General features: G+C 65.2%; 23 protein-coding genes. 9 read left to right on the top strand and 14 right to left on the bottom strand.

Going from position 1 to position 23,380, the window contains the following annotated elements:
- Nucleotides 1-7: 7 nt before the first annotated feature.
- Both MMG94_RS14630 and MMG94_RS14625 read right to left on the bottom strand, forming a co-directional pair.
- Nucleotides 8-1,057 carry a GlxA family transcriptional regulator gene (locus MMG94_RS14630; protein WP_154419697.1) on the bottom strand — a complete coding sequence of 350 codons (1,050 nt, stop codon included), beginning with the start codon at nucleotides 1,055-1,057 and terminating at the stop codon, nucleotides 8-10.
- A 195-nt stretch (nucleotides 1,058-1,252) separates the two neighbouring features.
- Entirely contained in the window at nucleotides 1,253-1,411 is a 159-nt protein-coding gene (locus MMG94_RS14625; protein ID WP_154419699.1) for a hypothetical protein, read from the bottom strand.
- A 228-nt stretch (nucleotides 1,412-1,639) separates the two neighbouring features.
- Here MMG94_RS14625 and mch point away from each other — a divergent pair, with 228 nt between their 5' ends.
- The 5 genes from mch to fae (MMG94_RS14600) all read left to right on the top strand — a co-directional run bounded on the left by mch (nucleotide 1,640) and on the right by fae (MMG94_RS14600) (nucleotide 6,148).
- Nucleotides 1,640-2,617, top strand: coding sequence for a methenyltetrahydromethanopterin cyclohydrolase (gene mch / locus MMG94_RS14620; RefSeq protein ID WP_016919981.1), 978 nt, complete (start codon nucleotides 1,640-1,642; stop codon nucleotides 2,615-2,617).
- 146 nt (nucleotides 2,618-2,763) lie between these two features.
- A complete protein-coding gene (locus tag MMG94_RS14615; RefSeq protein ID WP_016919982.1) occupies nucleotides 2,764-3,744 on the top strand; it encodes a RimK family alpha-L-glutamate ligase in 981 nt (326 codons plus the stop codon).
- Nucleotides 3,745-3,801: 57 nt separating this feature from the next.
- On the top strand, nucleotides 3,802-4,758 hold the full coding sequence (locus MMG94_RS14610; protein ID WP_081495651.1) for a triphosphoribosyl-dephospho-CoA synthase: 957 nt from the start codon (nucleotides 3,802-3,804) through the stop codon (nucleotides 4,756-4,758).
- A 137-nt stretch (nucleotides 4,759-4,895) separates the two neighbouring features.
- Nucleotides 4,896-5,405, top strand: coding sequence for a formaldehyde-activating enzyme (gene fae / locus MMG94_RS14605; protein WP_026016570.1), 510 nt, complete (start codon nucleotides 4,896-4,898; stop codon nucleotides 5,403-5,405).
- A 170-nt stretch (nucleotides 5,406-5,575) separates the two neighbouring features.
- The gene (gene fae, locus MMG94_RS14600) at nucleotides 5,576-6,148 is read left to right on the top strand and encodes a formaldehyde-activating enzyme (RefSeq protein ID WP_016922156.1); all 573 of its coding nucleotides are present in this window, start codon (nucleotides 5,576-5,578) and stop codon (nucleotides 6,146-6,148) included.
- A 47-nt stretch (nucleotides 6,149-6,195) separates the two neighbouring features.
- Here the strand turns inward: fae (MMG94_RS14600) and MMG94_RS14595 are convergent, their stop codons facing one another.
- Nucleotides 6,196-6,897, bottom strand: coding sequence for a HisA/HisF-related TIM barrel protein (locus MMG94_RS14595; protein WP_016922157.1), 702 nt, complete (start codon nucleotides 6,895-6,897; stop codon nucleotides 6,196-6,198).
- Between MMG94_RS14595 and MMG94_RS14590 the strand changes: the two genes are divergently transcribed.
- Nucleotides 6,896-7,540 (top strand): hypothetical protein, encoded by a 645-nt coding sequence (locus MMG94_RS14590; protein ID WP_016922158.1) that lies wholly within the window; start codon nucleotides 6,896-6,898, stop codon nucleotides 7,538-7,540. The genes MMG94_RS14595 and MMG94_RS14590 overlap by 2 nt on opposite strands.
- On the opposite strand, the gene MMG94_RS14585 is transcribed toward MMG94_RS14590, so the two are convergent.
- The 5 genes from MMG94_RS14585 to MMG94_RS14565 all read right to left on the bottom strand — a co-directional run bounded on the left by MMG94_RS14585 (nucleotide 7,541) and on the right by MMG94_RS14565 (nucleotide 12,211).
- The gene (locus MMG94_RS14585) at nucleotides 7,541-8,074 is read right to left on the bottom strand and encodes a hypothetical protein (RefSeq protein WP_016922159.1); all 534 of its coding nucleotides are present in this window, start codon (nucleotides 8,072-8,074) and stop codon (nucleotides 7,541-7,543) included. It abuts the gene before it with no gap.
- A gap of 8 nt (nucleotides 8,075-8,082) precedes the next feature.
- Nucleotides 8,083-8,640 carry a PQQ-dependent catabolism-associated CXXCW motif protein gene (locus tag MMG94_RS14580; RefSeq protein WP_016922160.1) on the bottom strand — a complete coding sequence of 186 codons (558 nt, stop codon included), beginning with the start codon at nucleotides 8,638-8,640 and terminating at the stop codon, nucleotides 8,083-8,085.
- Nucleotides 8,640-9,566 (bottom strand): substrate-binding domain-containing protein, encoded by a 927-nt coding sequence (locus MMG94_RS14575; RefSeq protein WP_081495760.1) that lies wholly within the window; start codon nucleotides 9,564-9,566, stop codon nucleotides 8,640-8,642. Before MMG94_RS14575 ends, MMG94_RS14580 begins: the two co-directional genes overlap by 1 nt.
- Before the next feature lie 132 nt (nucleotides 9,567-9,698).
- Nucleotides 9,699-10,181 carry a c-type cytochrome, methanol metabolism-related gene (locus tag MMG94_RS14570; RefSeq protein ID WP_040579692.1) on the bottom strand — a complete coding sequence of 161 codons (483 nt, stop codon included), beginning with the start codon at nucleotides 10,179-10,181 and terminating at the stop codon, nucleotides 9,699-9,701.
- A 164-nt stretch (nucleotides 10,182-10,345) separates the two neighbouring features.
- Nucleotides 10,346-12,211 carry a methanol/ethanol family PQQ-dependent dehydrogenase gene (locus tag MMG94_RS14565; protein WP_154419701.1) on the bottom strand — a complete coding sequence of 622 codons (1,866 nt, stop codon included), beginning with the start codon at nucleotides 12,209-12,211 and terminating at the stop codon, nucleotides 10,346-10,348.
- A gap of 284 nt (nucleotides 12,212-12,495) precedes the next feature.
- Here MMG94_RS14565 and MMG94_RS14560 point away from each other — a divergent pair, with 284 nt between their 5' ends.
- Together MMG94_RS14560 and MMG94_RS14555 are read left to right on the top strand one after the other, a co-directional pair.
- Nucleotides 12,496-13,431 carry a quinoprotein relay system zinc metallohydrolase 2 gene (locus tag MMG94_RS14560; RefSeq protein WP_016922107.1) on the top strand — a complete coding sequence of 312 codons (936 nt, stop codon included), beginning with the start codon at nucleotides 12,496-12,498 and terminating at the stop codon, nucleotides 13,429-13,431.
- A 62-nt stretch (nucleotides 13,432-13,493) separates the two neighbouring features.
- Nucleotides 13,494-14,288: a quinoprotein dehydrogenase-associated SoxYZ-like carrier gene (locus MMG94_RS14555; RefSeq protein WP_016922106.1), complete on the top strand. Its 795-nt coding sequence runs from the start codon at nucleotides 13,494-13,496 to the stop codon at nucleotides 14,286-14,288.
- Nucleotides 14,289-14,375: 87 nt separating this feature from the next.
- On the opposite strand, the gene MMG94_RS14550 is transcribed toward MMG94_RS14555, so the two are convergent.
- The 6 genes from MMG94_RS14550 to MMG94_RS14525 all read right to left on the bottom strand — a co-directional run bounded on the left by MMG94_RS14550 (nucleotide 14,376) and on the right by MMG94_RS14525 (nucleotide 21,909).
- The gene (locus MMG94_RS14550) at nucleotides 14,376-16,520 is read right to left on the bottom strand and encodes a DNA/RNA non-specific endonuclease (protein WP_016922105.1); all 2,145 of its coding nucleotides are present in this window, start codon (nucleotides 16,518-16,520) and stop codon (nucleotides 14,376-14,378) included.
- Between the two features lie 209 nt (nucleotides 16,521-16,729).
- A complete protein-coding gene (locus tag MMG94_RS14545) occupies nucleotides 16,730-16,855 on the bottom strand; it encodes a hypothetical protein (protein ID WP_270109630.1) in 126 nt (41 codons plus the stop codon).
- 158 nt (nucleotides 16,856-17,013) lie between these two features.
- Nucleotides 17,014-18,945 carry a cobaltochelatase subunit CobT gene (gene cobT / locus MMG94_RS14540; RefSeq protein WP_016922103.1) on the bottom strand — a complete coding sequence of 644 codons (1,932 nt, stop codon included), beginning with the start codon at nucleotides 18,943-18,945 and terminating at the stop codon, nucleotides 17,014-17,016.
- A gap of 191 nt (nucleotides 18,946-19,136) precedes the next feature.
- Entirely contained in the window at nucleotides 19,137-19,367 is a 231-nt protein-coding gene (locus MMG94_RS14535; protein WP_016922101.1) for an FmdB family zinc ribbon protein, read from the bottom strand.
- Nucleotides 19,368-19,556: 189 nt separating this feature from the next.
- Nucleotides 19,557-21,059, bottom strand: coding sequence for a pyridoxal phosphate-dependent decarboxylase family protein (locus MMG94_RS14530; RefSeq protein WP_154419703.1), 1,503 nt, complete (start codon nucleotides 21,057-21,059; stop codon nucleotides 19,557-19,559).
- Between the two features lie 154 nt (nucleotides 21,060-21,213).
- On the bottom strand, nucleotides 21,214-21,909 hold the full coding sequence (locus MMG94_RS14525) for a fumarylacetoacetate hydrolase family protein (protein WP_016922166.1): 696 nt from the start codon (nucleotides 21,907-21,909) through the stop codon (nucleotides 21,214-21,216).
- A gap of 34 nt (nucleotides 21,910-21,943) precedes the next feature.
- On the opposite strand from MMG94_RS14525, the gene MMG94_RS14520 reads away from it, so the two are divergent.
- Nucleotides 21,944-23,368 (top strand): sensor histidine kinase, encoded by a 1,425-nt coding sequence (locus MMG94_RS14520; RefSeq protein WP_162129690.1) that lies wholly within the window; start codon nucleotides 21,944-21,946, stop codon nucleotides 23,366-23,368.
- The last annotated feature ends 12 nt before the right edge of the window (nucleotides 23,369-23,380 follow it).

Here is a 23,380-nt window from a genome sequence, read left to right as displayed (position 1 = left end):
CATTGTCTTACAAAGTCGTTTGAAACCGCTCGCGATATTCGTGTGGCCCGACATTCAGATTGCGTTTGAAGGCGCGCCGCATGCGCTCGAGCGTCGCGAAGCCGCAATCCTCCGCGACCGCTCGTAGAGAAAGATTCGATTGCTCCAGACGGCAACGCGCCGCTTCGACTCTCGCATATTCGACAAAACGCGCTGGCGTGACTCCGACCTCCGCCAGAAATCGCCGCGCAAAATTACGCGGGCTCATCGCGACCTGCGCGGACAGGCGCTCGACGGTAAGATTTTCGCCCGCATTGCCGAGTATCCAGGACTTCAGCTCGGCGATGTCCCGGCAATTCGTCTTTTCGCCTTGCAGGAAAGGACTGAACTGCGCCTGTCCGCCGGGCCGGCGCAGAAAGACGACCATCACCCCCGCGATCATGCGCGGAACCTCCCGGCCGAGGTCTTCTTCGATGAGCGCCAATGCGAGGTCGATGCCCGCCGTGATGCCGCCGGACGTATAGACGCCGCCGTCGCGCACGAAGATGAGGTTGGGCTCGACCGTGACCGAAGGATAGGCCGCCGCGAGCTGTTCGCTGTAAAGCCAGTGGGTCGTGACTTTGCGGTTGTTCAGCAGTCCCGAGCGGGCGAGAAGAAAGGCGCCGTTGCAGATCGAGGCGACGCGCCGCACGCGCGAGGCCATCGTCTTGATCCATTCGACGAGCGCCTCGTCGGCGCAAGCGGCCATCACCCCTTCGCCGCCCGAGACGATCAGCGTATCGAGCCCGCCAGCGATGTCCGAGAGATCGTGCGCCGCATGGATTTCAAGGCCGCATTTGGCTTTGACCAGCCCTTTTTCAGGCGCGATCACCACCGTCTGATAGCCGGGCTCATTCGTGCGGCCAGTCATTCCGAGCGAGCGTTCCGCGTAGTAGAAAGCGTCAAGCGGACCGCAAAGATCCAGTATTTCGAAATCGGGGTAGATCAGAAAGCCGATCCTGCGCATTCGCTGGACCTGCGAGCGATCAGCCTCACGCTCGAAGACGATTGGGTCAAACGGTGCCTTAATTCGCGCCATGGAGAAAGTTTCCCGCTCGGACCGAGACCGCGCAACGACAATAATGCGGTAAATTCTGCCACGATCTAACGGGCCCAAATCATCCGTTCGGATGACAGCGAATCAAAAAAGACAGCCCGACCGGGCGAGAAAAGAGAACCTCCCGTCCAGACGGAACGGAAGGCGCGCGGTAGGCGGAAGGGTCGCTGACCGCGTTCAGCGGTGAATGGCGTCTAGCGCAATGTCGAGGGCGCGCACGACGCCGACATTCGCGAAGACGACGCCTGCAATGGCCAGGAGAGCGATGGCCAGATCGCGCGGCGAGATATGTTTGGAGTCGCCGCAGGAAGGGCGCTGCGCGGAATGTGCGTTCATGATCATGCGCCCCGAGAGATTAAGAATCGAGGAATTACGCGCGTCGCGTGAAGCCCGCGCGACAGAGGTGAAGACCTTCCCGACATTACGCCTTTTCGAGCCCGCTTTCGTTTCGGCGCAAAGCCCGATAAGTTCCCGCCCGCGCGACCGCTGAACGGGATTTTTCGCTCGTAGAACAGCGGGAGATCGAGCGGTAGAGCCACAAAAATTTCCAGGGAAGGACCACAAGTGAGCGCTAGCGAAAACACGGGCCGCGCGACGGCCAGCGTCAACACTCTCGCGGGCGAGATCGTCGACCGGCTCGTCGCCGGCGCCGACCGCTACCGCGTCGCGGTTTCGCGCGGCAGCCTCGGCGAGTTGCTGATCGACGCCGGCGCCAAGGTTGCGGGCGGCGTGGATGTCGGCCTTCTGCTCACCGAAATCTGCATGGGGGGCCTCGGCAAGGTCACGCTCTCGCACGCGCCGGGCGCCGCCAAATGGCCGTTCTGGCTCACGGTCGCCTCGAACGATCCCGTCGTCGCCTGCCTCGCCAGCCAATATGCCGGCTGGAGCCTGCAGCACGAGAAATTCTTCGCGCTCGGCTCCGGGCCCGGCCGCGCCCAGGCCCGCGTCGAGAAGCTTTTCGAGGAGCTGACCTATAAGGACAAAGCCGAGCGCGTGACGATCGTGCTGGAGAGCGACAAGGCGCCGCCGCCGGAAGTCGTCAGAAAGGTCGCCGACAAGTCCGGCCTCTCGCCCGACAAGGTCGCCTTCGTCTACGCGCCGACGCATTCGCTCGCGGGCGGCGCGCAGGTCGTCGGCCGCGTGCTCGAAGTCGCGCTGCACAAGGCGCATGAGCTGCATTTTCCGCTGGAAAACATCGTCGACGGCGTCGCCACCGCGCCGCTTTCGCCGCCGCATCCGGATTTCGTCAAGGCGATGGGCCGCACCAATGACGCGATCATCTATGCCGGCCGCGCCCATCTCTTCGTGACGGGTCCCGCAGCGGCCGCCAAGGAGCTGGCCGAGAAGCTGCCGAGCTTCAATTCGCGCGACTACGGCCAGCCTTTCGCCGACATCTTCAAGGCCTATGAATACGACTTCTACAAAGTCGACGGCAGCCTCTTCTCGCCGGCCGAAGCGCTGGTGACGGCGGTCGAGACCGGCGAAACCTTCCGCGCCGGCAAGATCAACGAAGAGCTGCTGGACAAGTCCTTCGGGGGATAATTCCGAGCGGACCAACCGCGTCATGGCCGGGCTTGACCCGGCCATATACGTTGCGATGTGAACAAAAATGGCCGCGCGGCGGCGGAGCCCCGTTGCGGCAGAGGCGCGTGAATGCATTCTGATTGCGCTTTTGCGGCTCGGCGTGGATGGCCGGCACAAGGCCGGCCATGACGCTGGAGGCGTTGCGCGCGAAACCGCCCGGTGGCGCTCTGGTGAGAAAAACCCCTCGCGTCGCCGTCTTCACCGACAAGCTCGACTGGCATGTCGAGCATACGCTCGCGGCTTTTCGGGCGCTCGGCGCGACGCCTGTCGCCGTGCGGCTCTTCGCGTGCCGCATCGACACGACCCGGCCCCACGGTCTCGCCATTCCCGGCTTTCGCGGTCTCCCCGATCTCGCAATCGTCCGCGCCATCGGCGACGGTTCGCTCGAGGCGATCACCATGCGGCTTGGCGTTCTGCATGCGCTGGAGGCGCTTGGCGTGCCGCTCGTCAACGGCGCGCGCGCCATCGAGCGCTGCACCGACAAGAGCATGGCGAGCTTCCTGCTCGCTCGCGCCGGCGTGCCCGCGCCCGAAACCTTCGCGACGCAGAGCCTGGCTCAGGCGCGCGCCATCGCGCGACGCGAGCTGCCGAAGGGCCCGCTCGTGATGAAGCCGCTTTTCGGCGCGCAGGGCTGGGGCGTCCGGCTGATCGAAAAGGAAAGCGACATTCCCTCAACCGAAGAGGCGCGTGGCGTCTTCTATCTCCAGCGCTTCGTCGGCCCGAGCCGTCCGCCCTATGAAGACATGCGCATCCTCGTCTCGCGCGGCGAGGCGGTCGCGGCGATGAAGCGGCGCTCCAGCCATTGGATCACCAATGTCCGCCAGGGCGCGCGCCCCGTCGCGGCGGCGCCGACAAAGGCGGAGCGCGATATGGCGCTCGCGGCGTCGGAAGCGATGGGGACGGTCATGGCCGGAGTCGACCTGATCGCCGGGGCAGACGGAAAACCCATGGCGCTGGAGGTCAACTCCATGCCCGGCTGGAGCGGCCTGCAACGCATCGCGCCCTTCTCCATCGCCGAGCGTCTGGCCGCCGACGCGCTCGCCATGATTCCCTCTCCCCGCACTGCGGGGAGAGGGTTAGGGTGAGGGGCGAGGCGGCTTTCCGCGCCTTTCCGTCTCACGGCGGACCATGAGCTGACAGAATTGACACTTCCCCCTGCCCCTCACCCCAACCCTCTCCCCGCAAGCGGGGCGAGGGAGACCGCCTCTGCCCCTCACTCCGACCCGCTCCCCGCAAACGACGCGCGGGCGCAGGCCGTCGCCGCCGCCTTCGTCGCCGCCTGCGAGGCCGAACTCGCCGCGCCCAAGCCCGGCAATGTCCACCATTTCGCGCCCGGCCACGGCATGGAGGCGCGGGATTTCATCGCCAGCGCCAAGGCCGCCGCGCCTTTCATCGCCGGCCCCGGCCTCACAGTCGGCGCGCGCATTCTCGGCGCAGTGGAGGCGACCTGGGCGGCCGTGGGGCAGAACACCAATCTCGGCATTGTGCTGCTCTGCGCGCCGCTCGCCCATGCGGCGTTGACGGCGCAAGGCGCCGATCTGCGCGACGAGACCGCACGCGCGCTCGCCGCCCTCGACGTCGCCGACGCGCAGGCCGCCTTCCGCGCCATTCTGCGCGCCAATCCGGCCGGGCTCGGCTCGGCCTCGGCTCATGACGTCGCCGGCCCGGCCGACGTCACGCTGCTCGACGCCATGCGCGCTTCGGCCGACCGCGACCGCATCGGCTATCAATATGCGCATGATTTCGCCGATATTTTCGAGACGGGCCTCGATGCGTTGCGCAACGCCCGGGAAAAAGGCCGCGACGCCGCGCGCGCGACGCTCGACATATTCATGGCCTTCCTCGCCGCTTTTCCGGACAGCCACATCGCCCGCAAATACGGAGTCGAAAAAGCCGACCTCCTGCGGGTCGAAGCCGCGACGGTTCGAGATCAAATCTCAGGCGCCGAAGGCGGAGGCGCCTTCTCCATCGCGCTCGCCTATGACCGTAAGCTTAAGGAAAACAGGCTGAATCCCGGCACCAGCGCCGATCTGACGGTGGCCGTTCTTTTCGCCGATTCCCTGGCGCCCATCTTGGCAAGCGCGCACAAAAATGGTTGAGTCCGCGCCGCGCGGGGTGGTCTCGCGGCTATCTGGCCAACCGGTCGGGCCTTTCTGCCTGACGCCGAAAACGAAGGATAGGTGCGCTCGCGGCGCTATGCGCGCGAACGCTAGGGGGAACTGGAAAGGAAACGCACATGGCGAAGATCAACAAGATGCTGGTCGGCGAGTCGCTCGTCGGCGAAGGCAACGAAGTGGCGCATATCGACCTGATCATTGGACCGCGCGGTTCGGCCGCCGAGCTCGCTTTCGCGAACGCGCTCGTCAACAACAAGGACGGCTTCACGACCCTTCTCGCGGTCGTCGCCCCGAACCTGCTCTGCAAGCCCAACACGATCCTCTTCAACAAGGTCACCATCAAGGGCGCCAAGCAGGCCGTCCAGATGTTCGGCCCGGCCCAGCACGGCGTCGCCAAGGCCGTCGCCGACGCGGTCGCCGAAGGCATCATCCCGGTCGAGGAAGCCGACGACCTGTTCATCTCGGTCGGCGTGTTCATCCACTGGGACGCCAACGACGACAAGAAGATCCAGGACTACAACTACGCCGCCACGAAGGAAGCCATCGCCCGCGCCGTCGCCGGCGAGCCGAAGGCCTCGGAAGTCGTCGCCAAGCGCAACGACGCCAAGCACCCCTTCGCCCCGAACTGAGGTTCGGTCGGCTTTTGAGTCGTTTTTCGGGGAGCCGGGCATCGGCTCCCCGTTCAGCCGTTCGAGAGACGCCGCTCAATTCCGGCGTCTGAAAAATAACATCGGGCTCCGCGCGTGCGCGAATAGAAAGACGCCGCAGGACGCGAATGGCGCCGGGAGGGATGAGAACAATGGCTTCTTTCTTTGAAAAGATTCTGGGCGCGCTGTTTCCGAAGCCGGCGACGGGCTTCGGCGGTTCGTCCAGCGCCAAGACCGGCGTCGGCGAGTCGCTCGTCGGCGACGGCAATGAGGTCGCCCATATCGACCTGATCATGGGTCCGCGCGGCTCCGCGGCCGAAAAGGCGTTCGCCAACGGTCTCGTGAACAACAAGGACGGCTTCACGACGCTGCTCGCGGTCATCGCGCCGAACCTGCTCGTCAAGCCCTACACCATGATGTTCAACAAGGTGACCATCAAGAACGCCAAGCAGGCCGTTCAGATGTTCGGCCCCGCGCAGCATGGCGTCGCCAAGGCCGTTGCGGATTCGGTCGCCGAAGGCGTCATTCCGCTCGACAAGGCCGAAGACCTGTTCATCTGCGTCGGCGTGTTCATTCATTGGGAAGCCAATGACGACCAGAAGATCCAGGACTTCAACTACGCCGCCACGAAGGAAGCCATCGCCCGCGCGATGAAGGGCGACCCCAAGGCCGAGCGCGTCGTCCAGGAGCGCGTGACCGCGAAGCATCCCTTCGCCGCGAACTGATCGCAGCGACGAGGCTTTTTCAAAGGGGAGCCTTTTCGGCTCCCCTTTTATTTTTGCGAGAGCCGCAGAAGGTCGTCGCGGCCGAGACGCCCGTCATGCAGCGCCGTCGCGACGAGCGCGCCCGCCGCGCCGCTTCTTTCGAGCATGCGCAGGTCCGCCATGTCGCGCACGCCGCCCGCTGCGATCATGGTCCGGTCTCCTGCGTCGGCCGCAATATGGGCGACGCGCGCGAGATCAGGCCCGGCGCCCGCGCCGACGCGATGCAGCGTCATCACGATGACGCGGCGGGGCCAGATTTCCGGCGAGAACAACAGCGTCTCCGGCCCAAGAAAGAGTCGTCCCTTGAAATCCAGGGACAGGATCGCGCGCGCATTCTCCGTCACCCAGGCGATTTCCTCCGGCGAGCCAATCGTTTCGCTGCCGAAAACGACGTCGACATTATCCATTTCGAGCCAGTCGCGCGCCTCCGCGACCCGGCGCAAACCCGCATCGACCCACAAGCGAAGTTGCGGGAAACCTTCCGCGATCGCGCGGATCGACGCGCGATTGTCGCCGCGCCCTTCGATGGCGTCCAGATCGGCGATATAGAGCGCATTGAAACAATGGAGCGACATCAGGCCGCTCGCGACGTCGAGCGGCGCGCTCGACGTCGCGAGCGGCGTTACGATCGGCGCATAGTCCTTGCGTCGTCCGGCTACGGCGCGCACCACGACGCCGTTGCGAATATCGATGACGGGAATGACCTGCATGGGGCATTATAGCGGCATGCACAGCAGAACCACGATCCGCCAGCGCGTTATCCTCGCGCTTTTAACGGTCACATGCGCATCGGCGCCCGCGGGCGCCCAGACCATGCAGGGCGATTGGCCCTGCAAGCAGGTGCGCGTGCCCGACATTGCTCTCGCGGGCGTCTGGACCGGCCCTTCCGTCGATCAGGCGCGCAAGAGCTGGCGCGAGGACCCCGCCATCGCTGATTTCGTCTCCCGCATCGCGCCGCGCCGCACGCCTCTCGAGGAAGCGGAGAGGCTCATCGACGATTTTGCGAAGAATGCCGGCGCCGGTCGCAAGGACCGTCTCACGCTGCTCTTTGGCGGCCTCTATGACCGGTTGACCGGCGAGCGGCTGGAAGTCGTCAACGGTCTCGACCGTTTCGGGCGCCGCCTCAAGGAAATGGCCGAAAAGACGCGCGAGGAGACGCAGGCTTTCTTCGATCTCCAGAACCGGAAGCCGCCGGACCCCGAGGCGGTCAAGAAGGCCAGCGAGGCGCTGCAATGGCGCGTGCGGCTTTTCGATGAGCAGCGCAAAATGGTGAGCTATGTCTGCGAGAGCCCGGCGCTGATCGAACAACGGCTCGGCGCGCTGGCGCGAAAGATAGAGGCGGATATGGAGTGATCACGCCAGGCGGGCGCGTCGCGAGATGACGCCGAGCATGCGGCGGCGGATAAAACCGCTTCCGAGCCGGATGGCGAACCAATAGGGCGCAAAGGCGCGATAGGCGTCCGCGTCCGGGCAGTGGACGCGCGTCTCGGTGAGAATTTTCGTCCCCCCTGCCGTCGCTTCGAGGTCGAAGGACATCAAAAGCTTCGGCACGCCCGGCGCGGCGAAAGCGCGATAGGCCGCTGCGTCGCGAATTGAAACGAGGCCGTAATCGGCGCGCCAGAACCGGCCGCACAAGCCGAAGGCGATCTCCGTTCCGCTTTCACCGAGCTTCGTGAATCGGTCCATGCCGAAAGGCGCATCCCGCTTCCGTCCCAGCAGGCGCGCCGGCGTTTCGCGCAGAGCGATCAGCGCGCGCAGGGCCGCGTCGTCGGAGACCGACAGGGTCGGGATGACGGCGAAAATCTGTCGAGGCGAAGCCGCGGCGACACCCTCGTGGCGTTCGGCGAACTGGAACTCCGGCAAATAAACATCCGCCAACCGTCCCATGCCCGCCTCTATTCTCTCGGCTCGGGCTTCTTTTCCTCGAGCGGGTGTTTCGCCGCCACCCATCCGTCCGTCCCCTCCGGATACCAATAGATTTTGGCGTAGCCGAGATTCAGCGCGCGCTTGGCCGCGTTCCACGACATCCAGCAATCCCGCAGGCAATAGAAAACGACCGGCTTGTTCCTGTCGGCGGCGGTCGCTTTCTCCAACCCTTTTTCAAAGTAGCGCTGCGTCGCCCCGGAAAGTGCGCCGAAGCCCGTATCGGGGAGCCAGAGCCCGCCAGGAATGTCGAAGCGCGGCTGCTCGCGCCAAACCGCGTTTCCGGGCAGACCGTCAGGTTTCGGCGCATGAGGAAGCGCGTCGATAAAGGCGGCCGACTTTGCGCGCCACATCTCGAAGGCCGTCGCAGTGTCGATGACCGTCGCGCCTTTCAGCGTCGCGGGCACGGGGGCGCGGAAAGCCTCCATGCGGTAGCCTTCCGGCTCCTGAGGCCGCGCCGCCTTGGTTTCCCCCATTGCCGGAGAAACGGCGAAGACGAAAGCCAGAAGGCTCAGCGCGCCGCGTCGCATCAGGGCGCCTTTGCGGCCGGCTGGCCGGCCTCATCCAGCGTCGGCACGCCGTAATCGGCGAGGATCCTGTCGATCTCGGCTTTATTCTGCGTCAGCAGCGTATTGAGCTCGCGCTTCCAGTTCTGGTCGGAATGCCTCACGCCGAAGCCGATGCGGAACGCCATGCGCGTTCCGGGCGTCTCGGGTATCGGCGCGACGTCGAGTTTCGCGCTCGACTTTTTGGCGTAATAGCCGGCGATCGGACCCCAGAGCAGCGCGGCGTCGATCGTTCCGGTTTCGAGATCGTGGATCATCGCCGCGCTCGACGATTCGACGCGCGTATCGATCATCAGCGGATAGGGCTTCACGAGCCCGATCATGCCGTTCTTGGCGAGTATGTTGCCGGGCGGCGTATTGGCGACGAGGCCGATCTTGCCTTTCTTATCCTTCAAACGCGGATCGTCGAGATCCTTGACGCCGTCGAGATCGGACCCCGCGCGCGTCACGATGGCGTAGGTCGTGCGGTAATAGGGGTTTGTCGACTGGACGAGATCATTGCCCTGCGGCATGCCGATGACGACGTCGCAAAGATGCGCGTTGAGCGTGTTGCGCACGAAGCCGGTCGCGCCGGGATAATAGACGTAAGCGAGCTCTTTGTAGAGTTTGGCGGCGAGAAGCTCGGCGAGCTTGTTCTCGAAGCCTTCGCCCTTCTCATTTGAAAAAGGCAGATTATTCGGATCGGCGCAGACGCGCAGCACTTTGGGATCGATGAGTTCGATGCCGCCGGCATTGTCGGAACCCTTGGCGCCGAAATCCGGACCCAGATGCTGCGCGGCGGCCGGCGCGACGGCGAGGCCGAGAAGGACGGCGAGCGAGGAAGCGCGCCGGCGTCTTTTGAAAATGTTCTCCCGCTTCAAGCGAATGCTCCCGATCGATCGCGAACGCATGAGACGCGTTCCGCATTTTCTTTCTCTCCAGATAATCGCGCCTCGCTGAAATCGCCACGGGAAAAAACGAAAACGGCCCGGAAGCGCAAGGCTTCCGGGCCGGATCGGCGATCTTCCGGTCGAGGATCGAAATTACTTCTTCATGCACTCGGCTTCGGCCTTCTTGAAGGCCTCGGGCGCGGCTTCCTTCTTTTCCGGGCGGCCCGGCTGGACGGCGCCGGTGGAGAGGGCGCGCAGATACACATAGAGGTCGTCAATATAGCAGACGGCGTTCTTATTGTCGGCGAAGGCCGGCATGACGCTGTTGCCGTTCTGACGGCCGCCGATGACGATGCCGGCGAATTCGGCGTAGTTGAAGCGCTTCACCGACTCTTTGAGGGCCGGCGCATAGGTCGAGCCGCCGCCATTCGGACCGTGGCAGACATGGCATTCGGCGTGATAGCGGCGATAGCCGGAGAAGGTGTACCAATCGACCGAGCCATCGGCGCCGATATTGTAGGTGGGATCGCCTTTCGCGTCGAAATATTTGCCGTTCTCGGATTTGACGGCCTTGGGGTCTCCGGGCGCCTCGGCCATGGCTGAGGTTCCAACAAAGGCGGAGGTTCCCGCAAACATCATGACGCCCAGGGCCAGCGCCCCGGCAAGCGACGATCTCATCACTCTCTCCCTGATCAGGTTTTTTATTCGACATCTAAACGATGGCGCCCGGCGTCACCCTTAAACGAGGGCTACGCCGAGCGCCAGTTTTCAAAGATGCGACCTTACGTCTTATGTCCTGCTTAGTTCGGCAGGGCGAAGACGGTCAGCACGCCGCCGAGGGCGGTGTAGTTGGCGAGCGAGGCGTAGTTGCCGACGGCGCCGAGGCCTTCGTTGGACTTGGACAGGCCGGCCGCCAGGCCGATGCCCGCCCAGCCGCCGACGCCCGACAGAACCGCCACATACTGCTTGCCGGCCGACTCATAGGTCATCACATTGCCGATGATGCCCGACGGCGTCTTATACTTGTAAAGCTCCTTGCCCGTCTTCGAATCGACCGCCTTCAGATAGCCCTCAAGCGTCCCGTAGAAGGTCACCCCGCCATCCGTCGACACCGCGCCGGACCAAGCCGAGAACTGCTCCTTGTTCGACCAGACGATCTTCCCCGTCTTGGCGTCCCAGGCGATGAAGTTGCCCGTATGGTTCGTGCCGTCGCCCAGAACCTTGCCCGCCGGGAACATTTCCAGCGTCGCGCCGACATAGGGCTGGCCCGCCGTGTAAGACACGCGGAACGGCTCATAGTCCATGCACACATGGTTCGTCGGAACGAGGAACAGCTGCGTCGCCGGATCGAACGTCGCAGGCTGTTCGTCCTTCGAGCCGAGAGCGGCCGGGCAGACGTTCTGCGTGTTCGTGTCCTCGCCATTGTGCTGCGTCGAATATTTGTCGACCACCAGCGGGCGCCCATAGGTCTTGGACGACTTGTCCAGATCGACCTTCGTCGCCCAGTTCACCGCCGGATCATACTTCTCGGCGACCAGCAGCTCGCCATTGGTGCGGTCCAGCGTATAGGCGAAGCCGTTGCGGTCGAAGTGAACCGCCGTCTTCACCTTCTTGCCGCCAATGTCCTGGTCGGCGAGGATCACCTCGTTGATGCCGTCATAGTCCCACTCGTCATGGGGCGTCATCTGGTAGACCCACTTCGCCTTGCCGGTGTCGAGGTCGCGCGACCAAAGCGTCATCGACCAGCGATTGTCGCCCGGACGCTGATTGGGGTTCCAGGTCGAGGGGTTGCCCGAGCCGTAGAAAATCTGGTTCAGCTCCGGATCGTAGCTGTACCAGCCCCAGGTCGTGCCGCCGCCCGTCTGCCACTGATCGCCTTCCCAGGTCGTGATCCCTGAGTCCTTCTCGACCGGCTTGCCGAGATGCGTGGTCTTGCCCGGCTCGATCAGCGTGTCGGCGTCGGGGCCCATGGAGTAGCCGCGCCAGACCAGCTTGCCGTCCTTGACCGAATAGGCCGTGATGTGGCCGCGCACGCCGAACTCGCCGCCGGCGATGCCGACGAGCACCTTGTCCTTGAACACATGCGGGGCGGCCGTCGAGGTCTGGCCCTTGGCCGGATCGCCGTTCTTCACCGACCAGACCAGCTTGCCGGTCTTGGCGTCGAGCGCGATCAGCGTCGTGTCGGCCTGCGCCAGGAAGATCTTGCCGTCGCCATAGGCGAGGCCGCGATTGACCGTGTCGCAGCACATCACCGGAACCACCGACGGGTCCTGCTTGGGCTCATATTTCCAGAGGATCTGATGCGCCGGGTCCTTCGCGTCGAGCGCATAGACGATGTTCGGGAACGGCGTATGCAGATACATCACGTCCGTCGTCAGCGTCTTGCCCGACGAATCCGTGACCGAGACGTTGTTCAAGACCAGCGGCGCGCCTTCATGGCCGCGCAGGACGCCCGTCGAGAACTGCCACGCAGGAGCAAGCTTCCCAACATTCTCCGCCGTGATCTGCTTCAGCCCCGAATGGCGCAGATTCGCGTAGTCGCCCGTCGGCAACGCCCACTGCCTGGCGTCCTTCTGCAACGTGAGCAACTCGTCATCAGCAGACGCGGCGCCCGCGGCGAACAGCGCGAGAATGCCAACTGAAGTCGACAACAACAGCTTATGCATGAGCTTTTCCTCCTGACGACGCCGTGGCGCGCCTTATCGTTGCGCCGCCTCCGACGTCGCGCCTCTCGGGGCGCCTCGACATTGGGAAGGCGTTTTCCGTTTTCGTCTCGCGCCCCTCGTGCGAAAAACGCGAAAGCGGCGAGATGCTCCCGGTTCCCGTCCGGAAGGCATGTTCTAACTCGGAAACGGCGGGATAATATGTCGCCGTCGCCTGAATCGCAATCGCAAAAAGCACACGCCTCGGCTAGGCGTGCTGCAACGGTGAAGCTCTTAGGTAAATCAAGATGTTGTGCCGTTTTCTCACGCTCGCCGCCGCCCTCGCCGCGCTGCCCTTCTTTCCCGCGCCCGGCGCCGCCGCCCCGTATTTCGGCCTCGAGGAGATCGCGCCCGGCGTCTATGCGCATCAGGGAGAAACGTCCCCGATGAATCGGGAAAATCTGGGCGGCATCGCCAATCTCGGCGCGATCGTCGGCGACGACGCGGTCGCGGTGATTGATACGGGCGGCAGTCTTTTGGAGGGCCGCGCCTTCCTCGCAGCGCTGCGCGAGAAAACGCAAAAGCCCATCCGCTATGTCATAAACACCCACGCCCATCCGGACCATGTCTTCGGCGACGGCGCTTTCGCCGGGGACGGCGTCACCTTTGTCGGGCATAAAAATCTGCCGCGCGCCCTCAGTCTCCGGGGCGAGCATTATCTCGCCGCCTTCCGCCAGACGATGGGCGACGCGCTCGACGGCGTGACCATCGTCGCGCCGACGCTGACCGTAAGCGATTCGGCGACGCTCGATCTCGGCGGGCGGGAAATCGTCCTTCAAGCCTGGAAGACGGCGCATAGCGAGGCCGACCTCACCGCGCTCGACAAAAAGACCGGCACGCTCTTCGCCGGCGATCTTCTGTTCCTGCGGCATGTGCCGGTGGTGGACGGCAGTCTGCTCGGCTTCCTCGACGTCGCCGAGAAGCTCGCCAGCGTCAAGGCCGAGCGCGTCGTGCCGGGACACGGGCCGCTCGTCGCCCCCTGGCCGAAGGCGCTCGACGACGAGCGGGCTTATCTCACGCGGCTCACCGCCGATCTGCGCGCCGCGATCAAAAAGGGCGAGAGCGTGAAGGAGGCCGCCGCCGCGGCGGGGAGCGACGAGCGCGGGAAGTGGGCGCTTTTCGAGGATTACAACATTCGAAATGCGACGGCGGGCTTTGCGGAGCTGGAATGGGAGGAGCCGTGACTTTGTCTCACCCTGACGCCCCGGTCTGCGCTAATCTTGCGCCAAAGTCCGGGAGAAACGCAATGTCCCTCGCTCGCGCCGCGCGCGCCGCCGCTCTCATCGTCGCCGCCTTCGCCTCGTCGGCGGCGCTGGCCGAATCCAACGCCCCCGATCCCTGGCCGAGTCTCGTTACGGATATTTTCCACGGCCGCGAGATCGCGCCGGCCGACGGGACGATCTCGCTCGACGCGCCCAAGCGCGCGGAGGACGCGGCCATCGTGCCGATGACCATGCGCTTCGCGGACCCCGCAAAGGTGAAAGCCGCGACGCTCGTCATCGACCAGAATCCGATGCCCATGGCCGCGAGCTTCACGCTGGGCGAGAAGGCGGGCGTCGACTTCATCGAAACGCGCGTGCGCGTGAACAGCTACACCAATGTCCACGCCGTGGCGGAGACGCGCGACGGCAAGCTGCATTCGGAGGCGGAATTCGTGAAGGCTTCGGGCGGCTGCTCGGCTCCCGCCGGCAAGGACCCGGACGAGGCGCTCGCCAATATGGGCAAGATGAAATACCGCGAATTCAGGAGCGCCGCCGCCGGCAGGCGCGAGGCGCAGATCATGATCCGCCACCCGAATAATTCCGGCATGCAGATGGATCAGATCACCCGCGCCTACACGCCCGCGCATTATGTCGACGCCGTCGAGGTCTGGCAGGGGGACGAGCTGATTTTCAAGATGGAGGGCGGAATCTCCCTGTCGGAAGACCCGAATTTCCGTTTCAGCTATGCGCCGAACGGCGCGAAGACGATGCGCGTCGTCGCGCATGACAATCAGGGCGGCGTCTATAAGGGCGAATGGCCCATCGCCGAGCCGTCCTGAGCGCGTAAGAGGGAGCGCGGTTTTCGCACGGCCCTCTCTTAACGTTCGCGATGGACGATCGACCGCGCGCCGCGCCGCCCTCTCGCGCTATTCCAAGACCGGCGGCAGCAAATCCGAGAATTTCGTCACGCGGATCAGCGCCTCGGCGCCGACCTGCGGCTGACCGGCGAGGTTGATCGTGTCCGCGGCGCGCATCGCGTCGCCGAAATTCAGGCCGGTCCGCTTCTCGATCGACTGAACCGAGACGCGCCAATGCTGGACGTCGACGCTGGCGAGATCTTTCGGGCCGCCGAGATTCTTGCGCGTTTCGTCGAGCAGGTTGAACTGATCGACCACGAGCCCGACCGACTTCAGGCCCGATTTGCCTTTCCAGACGACGATCTTGAAGAAAGAGGACGGTATTTGCACGTCGTCGGCCGTCCGATCGATTTTTTCGTCATAGATCGGGCCCTGAATGACGCAGAGCGGCTTGCGCGCATCGTCGGCCAGCACGCCGTTCTCCAGAACAAAGCGCTCCACGCCCTGCCAGAATTTGGCCGATTGGTTGAAGCGGAAATGCTGGGGCGAGCAATTGGTGAAATGAAAAGTGTCGGCATTGGCGCGCTCGGCCGTGTCCGCGTCGCCCCAGGTCGGATCGCTGCGCCGGGTGAGATGGCCGCGATCGAAAATATGCGACCAGTCCGAATAGAAGGTCTGGTCGAGCACGAAGCCCGCGCTCACGCGCGGATCCTTGAACCACTGGTCGGCTTCGGCGGCGGCGACCTGACCGGTGCTGCGATTGACGTCGAGATAGGTCGCGCCGTCTATATTGGTCGCGGTATAGATCGCGATGCGTTTCGTCTTGTTGATGACGACGCTGAAATGCTCATATTTCAGCAGGCCGCTCTCCGCATCGGCTTCGCCGGCGCGCAGAGGCGCGATCTGCTTGAGGAGCTTCGCCGAGAGGCTCGGCAGCGGCACGGTATGGCCCGGGATGAAATCTTCCCGGTAGCCGCTTCGCGAGGCGTAGTCGGGATCGATGCGCAAGGCCTCCGCCGCGCGCAGCAATTGTTTCTGCTCCGCAGGCGCCAGAGGCGCGGGCGCGAGGCCGCCCGCCGCAAGCCCGGCCACGCCCGCGCCGCCGATGCGCACCGAAATTTCGATCGGCACAACGATCTTCAGTTCGCCGGCCGCGGCTCGAACGGCTTCGACGGCGGCGGGTTGCGGATTGGCGGCGGGCATGACGGCTCCTGAAGATGAGAGGGATTCGGCGGCGGGGGCGGGCGCCGGGCCGCCGAGCTTCTTTTCCGTCGGCGCGGCGGGCGCGTTTTTGGCGAAATCGAGCGCCTCGGCGAGGAGCGTGCGCTTCTCGCCTTCCAGGGTCGGCAGAATCTGGTCGAAACGTTCATAGAGCGCGCTGATGCGCACGCCCTCATTCACCTGCAGATTGCGGTTGATGAGATCGCTGTCGCCGAGCGCAAGCGCGGGCTCGCCCCAATGATGAAGCGCGATCAGCTCCCACTCGTCGTTGAAAACCGGCGCGCCGGACGAGCCATGTTCCGTATCGGTCTCGTAAAGCAGGCTGCGCGCCGTGCGCTCCTGCAGGATGTTGTTACGCACCGTCACCATCTTATGCATGCCGAGCGGATGCTGGATGATGTTGACGCTCATCCCTTTGACATGCTTGTCCGGCTTGTTCGACAGGACGCAATAGGAAAAGGCGTCGAGCGTCTCGGCGCCAGCCGTCCGCTCTCCGACCGCGACCAGCGCGAAATCGAGATCATTGTCCGGCGACGAAATGAAAAAGCGGTCTGGATCGAGCTTGAAGACCGTCGTCGCGACGAAATGGCCGTTCTCGAATTCCCGCCGGAAGGTGATCAGCGCGCCGCGCGCATGGGCGTCGCTCTCGAGCACATGATGATTGGTGAGGAAAAGGCGCGGGCTGATGAGAAATCCGGTCGCCGTCGCGCCGTTCAGCGGCGACTCGACATAGGCGACGGCGTTCCGCGCAAGCGCGCCGGTCGTCAGGAAAGAAACCGGCTGGAAGTCGAGCGACCCTCTCGCGGCCTCCGCCCCCGCAGCGCGCGGCGCGCGTTTCGAGAAATAGGCGACGGCCCGCGAGACGTCGTCCTCGATCTCGCGCCAGCGGCCGGTCGCGACGAGACGGCGCGCCTCGCGGCGTTTCTCCCTGGTGCTCTCGACAAGGTTGTGAAAGGCGTCGAGCGCCCCCTGATCGATTTTGTCGCGGTCCACGCGGCCCTCCCCGAAAATGAGGGCTCATCGAAAGGGTCGCCGGCATTGGCCGAACAAAATGCGACAGGCTGGCCGCCAGAAACGAATTTTTCGAAACGCCCCGATGCAAACGCAACGAACTTGAACGGAAATACACGCCGCGCCAGACAGAATGATGACGGCGCGCGTCTGAAGGGCGCCGCCGCATGGCGCCCCTTCTCTCTCTCGACTCAGGCGAAAATCGTGATCGCCGCGCAGAAGGCCAACGGCAGGGTCGCCAGCGCGCAAATCGCCGTCACGCACGCTACTTTCTCGAATTCAGGCGCCTCCCGGCGCACCTTTCTCATCAACGCCATGTCACTGAACTCCCGAAGCCACGCTTGTTCCCTCGCGCGCTCATTGACGTTGGCGCGCCCTGATTAACGCGCGCTCGCGTGAATTGGTTGCAATTCTAATTGTCGCCGCGACAATTTTTGTCACGGCGACTTCATATGAAATTACGGTGAAGCTTTGGTTAAGCGCGCGCCGCGACGAGGGGCGCGGCGCGCGGGCGCGCCGGCATGGGGACCTGGGCGGGACCGTTATTCTCGCTGAACAGCTCCGCGAGTTTTTCGGTCATGGCGCCGCCCAGCTCTTCGGCGTCGACGATGGTCACGGCGCGGCGGTAATAGCGCGTGACGTCGTGGCCGATGCCGATCGCGATAAGCTCAACGGGCGATTTGGTCTCGATCTCATGAATGATCTGACGCAGATGGCGCTCGAGATAATTGCCAGGATTGACCGAGAGCGTCGAATCGTCGACCGGCGCGCCGTCCGAGATCATCATCAGAATGCGCCGCTGCTCGGGCCGCGCCAGAAGGCGACGATGCGCCCAGTCCAGCGCCTCGCCGTCAATATTCTCCTTGAGGAGACCCTCGCGCATCATCAGGCCGAGATTGCGCCGCGCACGCCGCCAGGGAGCGTCGGCCGCCTTGTAGATGATGTGGCGGATGTCGTTGAGGCGGCCGGGATTGGGCTTCTTGCCCTCGTTGATCCACAATTCGCGCGACTGGCCGCCCTTCCAGGCGCGGGTGGTGAAGCCGAGAATCTCGACCTTCACGCCGCAGCGCTCGAGCGTGCGGGCGAGAATGTCGGCGCAGGTGGCGGCCACGGTGATCGGGCGCCCGCGCATGGAGCCGGAATTGTCGAGCAGCAGCGTGACCACCGTGTCGCGGAACTCCATGTCCTTCTCGCGCTTGAAGGATAGAGGCTGCTGCGGGTCGATGATGACGCGCGGCAGTTTCGCGGGATCGAGCATGCCCTCTTCGAGGTCGAACTCCCAGCTGCGGCTCTGCTGCGCCATGAGGCGGCGCTGCAGGCGGTTGGCGAGGCGGCCGACCACCGATGAAAGATGCTGGAGCTGCTTGTCGAGATAGGCGCGCAGACGGTCGAGCTCTTCCGTGTCGCACAGCTCCTCGGCGCGGACGGTCTCGTCGAAGCGGGTCGTATAGGCGCGGTAATCGGGGCCGGAGCGGTCGGCGTTTTGCGGCGCGGGGCGGCGCGCGTCGGACGCCTCCTCCATATCGCCGTCCTCCGATTCCTCCGCGGTTTCCCCATAGGGCGCCTCGGCGGATTCGCTCTCGCCTTCCTGTTCGGAATCTTCCGCGGCGAGCGCGGTCTCCATCTCGGCGGCGCTTTTCGCCTTGTCCTCTTCCTGCTGCTGCTCTTCGCTCTCGTCCGGATTTTGCGGCGCGTCTTCGGATTCGGCCTCGGCCTCGGTCTCCTCCGGGGCCTCCGCGCCGGCCATGTCGAGATGGGACAGAAGCTCGCGCACGATCTGGGCGAAATGCTTCTGATCCTCGACGGCGCCGGTGAGCCGGTCGAGATCGGCGCCGGCGCGCTCCTCGATCAGGCTCCGCCAGAACGCCACGATCTTCGCGCCATGGGGCGGCGGCTCCAGCCCGGTGAGGCGTTCGCGCGCCATCAAGGCGAGCGCGTCCTCGAGCGGCGCATCCTCGCGGCTCGCGATCTTTTCGGAATGGTTGCGGGCGTAGCGGTCCTCCAGCATCGCGCCGATATTGGCGGCGACGCCCGTCATGCGCCGCGCGCCGATCGATTCGACGCGCGCCTGCTCCATCGCGTCGAAGGCGGCGCGCGCCTCCATCGAGTCTGGGGCGTGGCGGCGGTGAACGGCGTCGTCATGGCAGGCGAGACGCAGCGCAAGAGAATCAGCCTGGCCGCGCACGATCGCGGCCTCCTTGGCCGTGAGCTTGCGCGAGGGCTCGGTGATCCGGGCCTTGGCCCCCTCTTCCGTCGTGATCAGAGACGGCCGCTCGGGCGCGAAGCTCACCTCGAGCTTCGGCGATTTCGCCATGGCGCGCATGGCGCCGGAGACGGCCCGTTTGAAGGGCTCCTGCGGGGCTTCCTTGGGGGATGCGGGGCGGCGGTTCGTCGGCGCGGGAGGCATTCGCCACTATATGCGCGGGCGCGCGAAAAGGAGCAAGTCGGAGAGGTTGTAGAAGGCGGCGGCGGCGCCCCCTCCCTGTCCCTCCCCCACTTCGTGGGAGAGGGGACGCTTGCGATCAGCCTTGTCAATGTGACGGCGGCGGACGGCCAGCTTTCCCGCTTGCGGGGGAGGGCCGGGGAGGAGGCCGCGCCTCAAAGTTTCCCGCGCTCGGCCTTGCTGAAATTCGACAAATCCCCCTCGGCGGCCGCGCGGCGACGCCAGGATTTGGCGATGGCGGGATATTTGATCTCCTTGCAGATGCGCGAGAGCTGTTGCGTCAGCTTTTGCGACTTGCAGGCCGGGCATTCCGGCGTGTCGGAGGAACGCACGAGCAGCTCGAACTCGGCTTCGCAGTCATTGCAGCTATAGGCGTAGAGCGGCATGGTTCTCCTCGCGGGGAAAGTCGTCGCGGACGAAGATGCAAGGAGCGGGCCTAGTATGATCATATAATAATCAATAACTTGCTTCACGCGCCGGCTGGCTTTGTCGGCTTTCCGACACGCTCGGAACGGTTTTGCTTCGGCGTGGACGGGGGCGACAAGCGCGGCCATGATGCGGGGATGCGGCCGTCGTCAATCCTCCGACAACCGCGTCTTCCCCGGTCCGTGCGGCTCCACCAGCGCGCCGAAATCATGCGGCTCTTTCCGCGCGCGCCGCAGCGCCGCGTCAAGGAAGATTGTGAAGGCGTCGATATCTTCCTCATGGGTGCGGTGATTGATGATCGCCGCGCGGATGGCCGGGACGCCGTCGAGGATCGTCAGCGAGGGCGCGGCCTCGCCGCGTTCGTGCAGCTCCATCACGATCTCGCGGGCGAGGGAGCCGTCATCGTCCTCCTTCACCCCGAAGCAGACGATATTGAGCGCGACCGGGGCGCGCATGACGAAAGCGTCGGACTTGGCGATCCAGCCTTCCAGCCGCTTGGCCATGCGGCAGCACTGCTCAATGCATTCGCTGAGCTTCTTCGTCCCGAAGGTCTCGATCGTCATCCAGGCCTTGAGCGCCCGGAAACCGCGCGAGAGATCGGGGCCGAGATCGCAGGGCCAGGTGTCGCCCGCCGCCAGACCCCTCGGGGCGCGCGACAGATAGGCGGCGTTGGCGGCGAAGGCGCGTCTGTGCGCATCCTTGTCGCGGACGAGGAAGAAGCCCGCATCATAGGGAACATGCAGCCATTTATGGAAATCGAAGGCGATGCTGTCCGCCCGCTCCAGCCCCTTGACCAGCGGCTTGAGCGCCGGCGAGAGCGCCGCCAGCGCCCCGAAGGCGCCGTCGACATGGAACCACATATCCTCGCTATGGGCGACGTCGGCGAGGCGGTCGAGCGGATCGACCGCGCCCGTATCCACCGTCCCCGCCGTGCCGACGATGAGAAAGGGCCGGAAGCCCGCGGCGCGGTCGGCGGAAATGGCGTGGCGCAGGGCGCTGATCTTCATCCGGCGATTGCCGTCGGAAGGGATGAGCCGGAGATGTCTGGCGCCGAGCCCGGCAAGCTCCATGGCTTGCCGCACGCAATTATGGGCCTCGCGAGAAGCGTAGGCGATGAGCTGACCCTCTCGCGCGCAAAGGCCGTTGAGGCGGACGTCCTTGTCGCCATAGGCCTGATCCCGCGCGACGAGCAGCGAGAGAAAATTCGCCATGGACGCGCCGGTCACGAAAATGCCCGACGCGTCCTGCGGGAAGCCGAAGGCCTGCGCCATCCATTTGGCGATCTGGCGCTCCACGTCGATCGCAATGTGATTGCGGCCGCCGCAATTGGAGTTCATGCCGGCGGCGAGCATTTCCGCAATCATGCCGACGGGCGTCCCCGCCCCCTGCACCCAGCCCATGAACATGGGATGGATGTTGCCCGTGGCGAAAGGCTTGATGTAGCGGTCGAAATCCGCGAGCACGGCGGATAGCTCGCGCCCCTCCCGCGGAAGGTCGCGGTCGAAACGCGCCTTCGCCTCGTCGCTCGGCGGGACCCAGACCGGGCGTTCGCGAAGGCCGCGCAGATAATCGATCATGAGATCGAGGGCGCGGTGGCTCTCGGCGCGGAAGGCGTCCCAATCATCGGGGTCGAGATCGACCGGCTTGGTCATGGAGCGGCGCTCGCGGCGGCTGGCGCAAAGGCGGTCAGAAAGGGCATGCGCCGCGCGTCTCCCGGCATATTCAACGGCGAAGCCAAATAGCCGCCTTTGCCCGGTTCGCGCAACTCAGGCTCGGAGCCCGCCGAAAAAGTAGAAGGAGCGTCGGTCAGGCTGCGAAGCTGACGCTGACCGACCCCACCCCCTCGATCTCGCCCTCCGCATGGTCGCCCGGCTGCATGGCGGCGACGCCGGAGGGCGTGCCGGTGAAGATAAGGTCGCCCGGCGCGAGCGCGACATAGCGGGAAATGTCGGCGATGATCTGCGGCAGGCTCCAGATCATGTCGGAAAGATCGCCCTGCTGGCGCAGACCGCCATTGACCGAGAGCGCGATGCGCCCACTGGCCGGATGGCCGATCGCGGCCGCCGGGCGGATCGCCCCGATCGGCGCGGAATTGTCGAAGCCCTTCGAGAAATCCCATGGCTTGCCCGAATTGCGCGCGGCGGTCTGAAGATCTCGCCGCGTGAGGTCGATCCCGGCGGCGTAGCCGAAGACGCAATCGAGGGCCTGTTGCGGCGCAATGTCCCGCCCGCCCGAATGGAGCGCGGCGACCAGCTCGATCTCGTGATGCAGATTCCGGGTCAGGCTTGGAAAGGCGATGGTCGCGCCGTCCTTGACGACGGCGTCGGCGGGCTTGGCGAAATAGAAGGGCGGCTCGGCGCCGGGCTCCTTCCCCATTTCGCGGGCGTGCTCGGCGTAATTGAGCGCCACGCAGAAAATGCGGCGCACCGGAAAGCGGCGGGCGTCCCCCGCGACGGCGACGGAAGGGCGCGGGGATGGCGTAAAGACGAAGCCTTCGGTCATTGGCGTTTCTCGAGAGCGGCGAAATGCATATAGATTGTCACAGGCCGTTTTCGCTATTCTTTTCGGCATGGGGCTGACGGATCAAAGCATTTTCGGCGAGGCGCTCGAAAGGGGGCAGTTCGGGCTCGGCGTGATCGACGCGCGTCTCGTCGTCGCGAGCCGCCTCGGTCCGTTGAGCCAATGGCTGCCGCCCGCGGGCGCGCCCGCCTGCGACGCGCCTTTGCTGACCCATATGGAGGCGAATTTCGCGGAATTGCGCGAAAGCGGCGAGCCCATGGTTCTGCCCTCGGTGCGCGTCGGCGACGAGGGCCCGCGCGTGACGGTGTCGGTCTCCTGGAGCGAGAATGCGCGCGTCTATGTCGTCGTCACCGCGCCCGACCATGCCGGCGAGCAGATCGACCGGCTCATGGCTTCGGATCGGCGGGAGAAGCAGATCCTGCGGCAGCAGGCTGACGCCGCCGCTGCGCGCCTGCGGGCCGCCGACGCGCTCTATCGCGACATCGTCGAATCCTCCGATGATCTCGTTCTGCGCTTCGGCCCGGATTTCCGGCTCGTCTTCGCGAACCGCGCGGCGGCGAGTTTCCTTGGCCGCGCGCAGGACGCGCTTGTCGGCGCGGCCATGAGCGATCTCTTTCCCGCCGACGGCGCGCCCTGGCGCCTGGCGCGCGCGGCCGAGGGGCGCGCCGTTTTCGAACAGACCGCCCGCGACGCAAAGGGCCGCGTCGTCTGGCTGGCCTGGGAGGTGAGCTTTCTCGGCCCAGAGGCGGGCGGCGAGTTTCAGGCGGTGAGCCGCGACGTCACCGCCGAACGGCGGCTGCGCGTCGCTCAGGAGAAGGCGCAGGAAGAAGCCCGCGCCGCGGCGATCGCCAATGAGCGGCTGCGCATCGCGCATGACCTGCACGACACGCTGGCGCGCTCCATCGTGACGATGATTGCGCAGGCCCGGCTCATCGCCAAGAAGACGGGCGACCCCGAAGCGAAAGCCGCGCTCGCCGAACTCGACGTCGAGGCGCGGCAGGGCCTGCGGGAGGCGCGCGAAGCCATCGCCCAGACCCGCGCGGCGCGGCGCGAGAATGTCGATCTGCGCGGCGTCGCCAAGGAATTCGAGGCGCGGCGGACCGACATCGTCCTGACGCTCGATTTCGACGCAGAAACGCCGCTCGCGCCGGAGACGGAGACGCTCTTCGCCGCCGTGCTGCGCGAGGCTCTGCGCAATATCGAGCTGCATGCCGGCGCAAAGCGCGTCTCGATCTCCATGAAGTCAAGTGAAGCCGGCGCGGAGATGACGATCGAAGACGACGGCGCCGGCTTCGACCCGCAGACCCCGACGCCGGGCCATTTTGGCGTCGCCGGCATGCGCGAGCGCGCCGCGCTGGCGGGCGCGACGCTGGAGATGGAGAGCGCGCCCGGCAAGGGAACGCGGATCAGGGTCGAAACATGCGTCGGAGCCGGGCGCTGATTCCTTGGCGGT

Origin of the sequence: Methylocystis parvus OBBP (assembly GCF_027571405.1) — a bacterium.
Lineage (GTDB): Bacteria > Pseudomonadota > Alphaproteobacteria > Rhizobiales > Beijerinckiaceae > Methylocystis > Methylocystis parva.
Note: the sequence above shows the minus strand (reverse complement) of the source record. Positions and strands in the feature narration are given on the sequence as shown.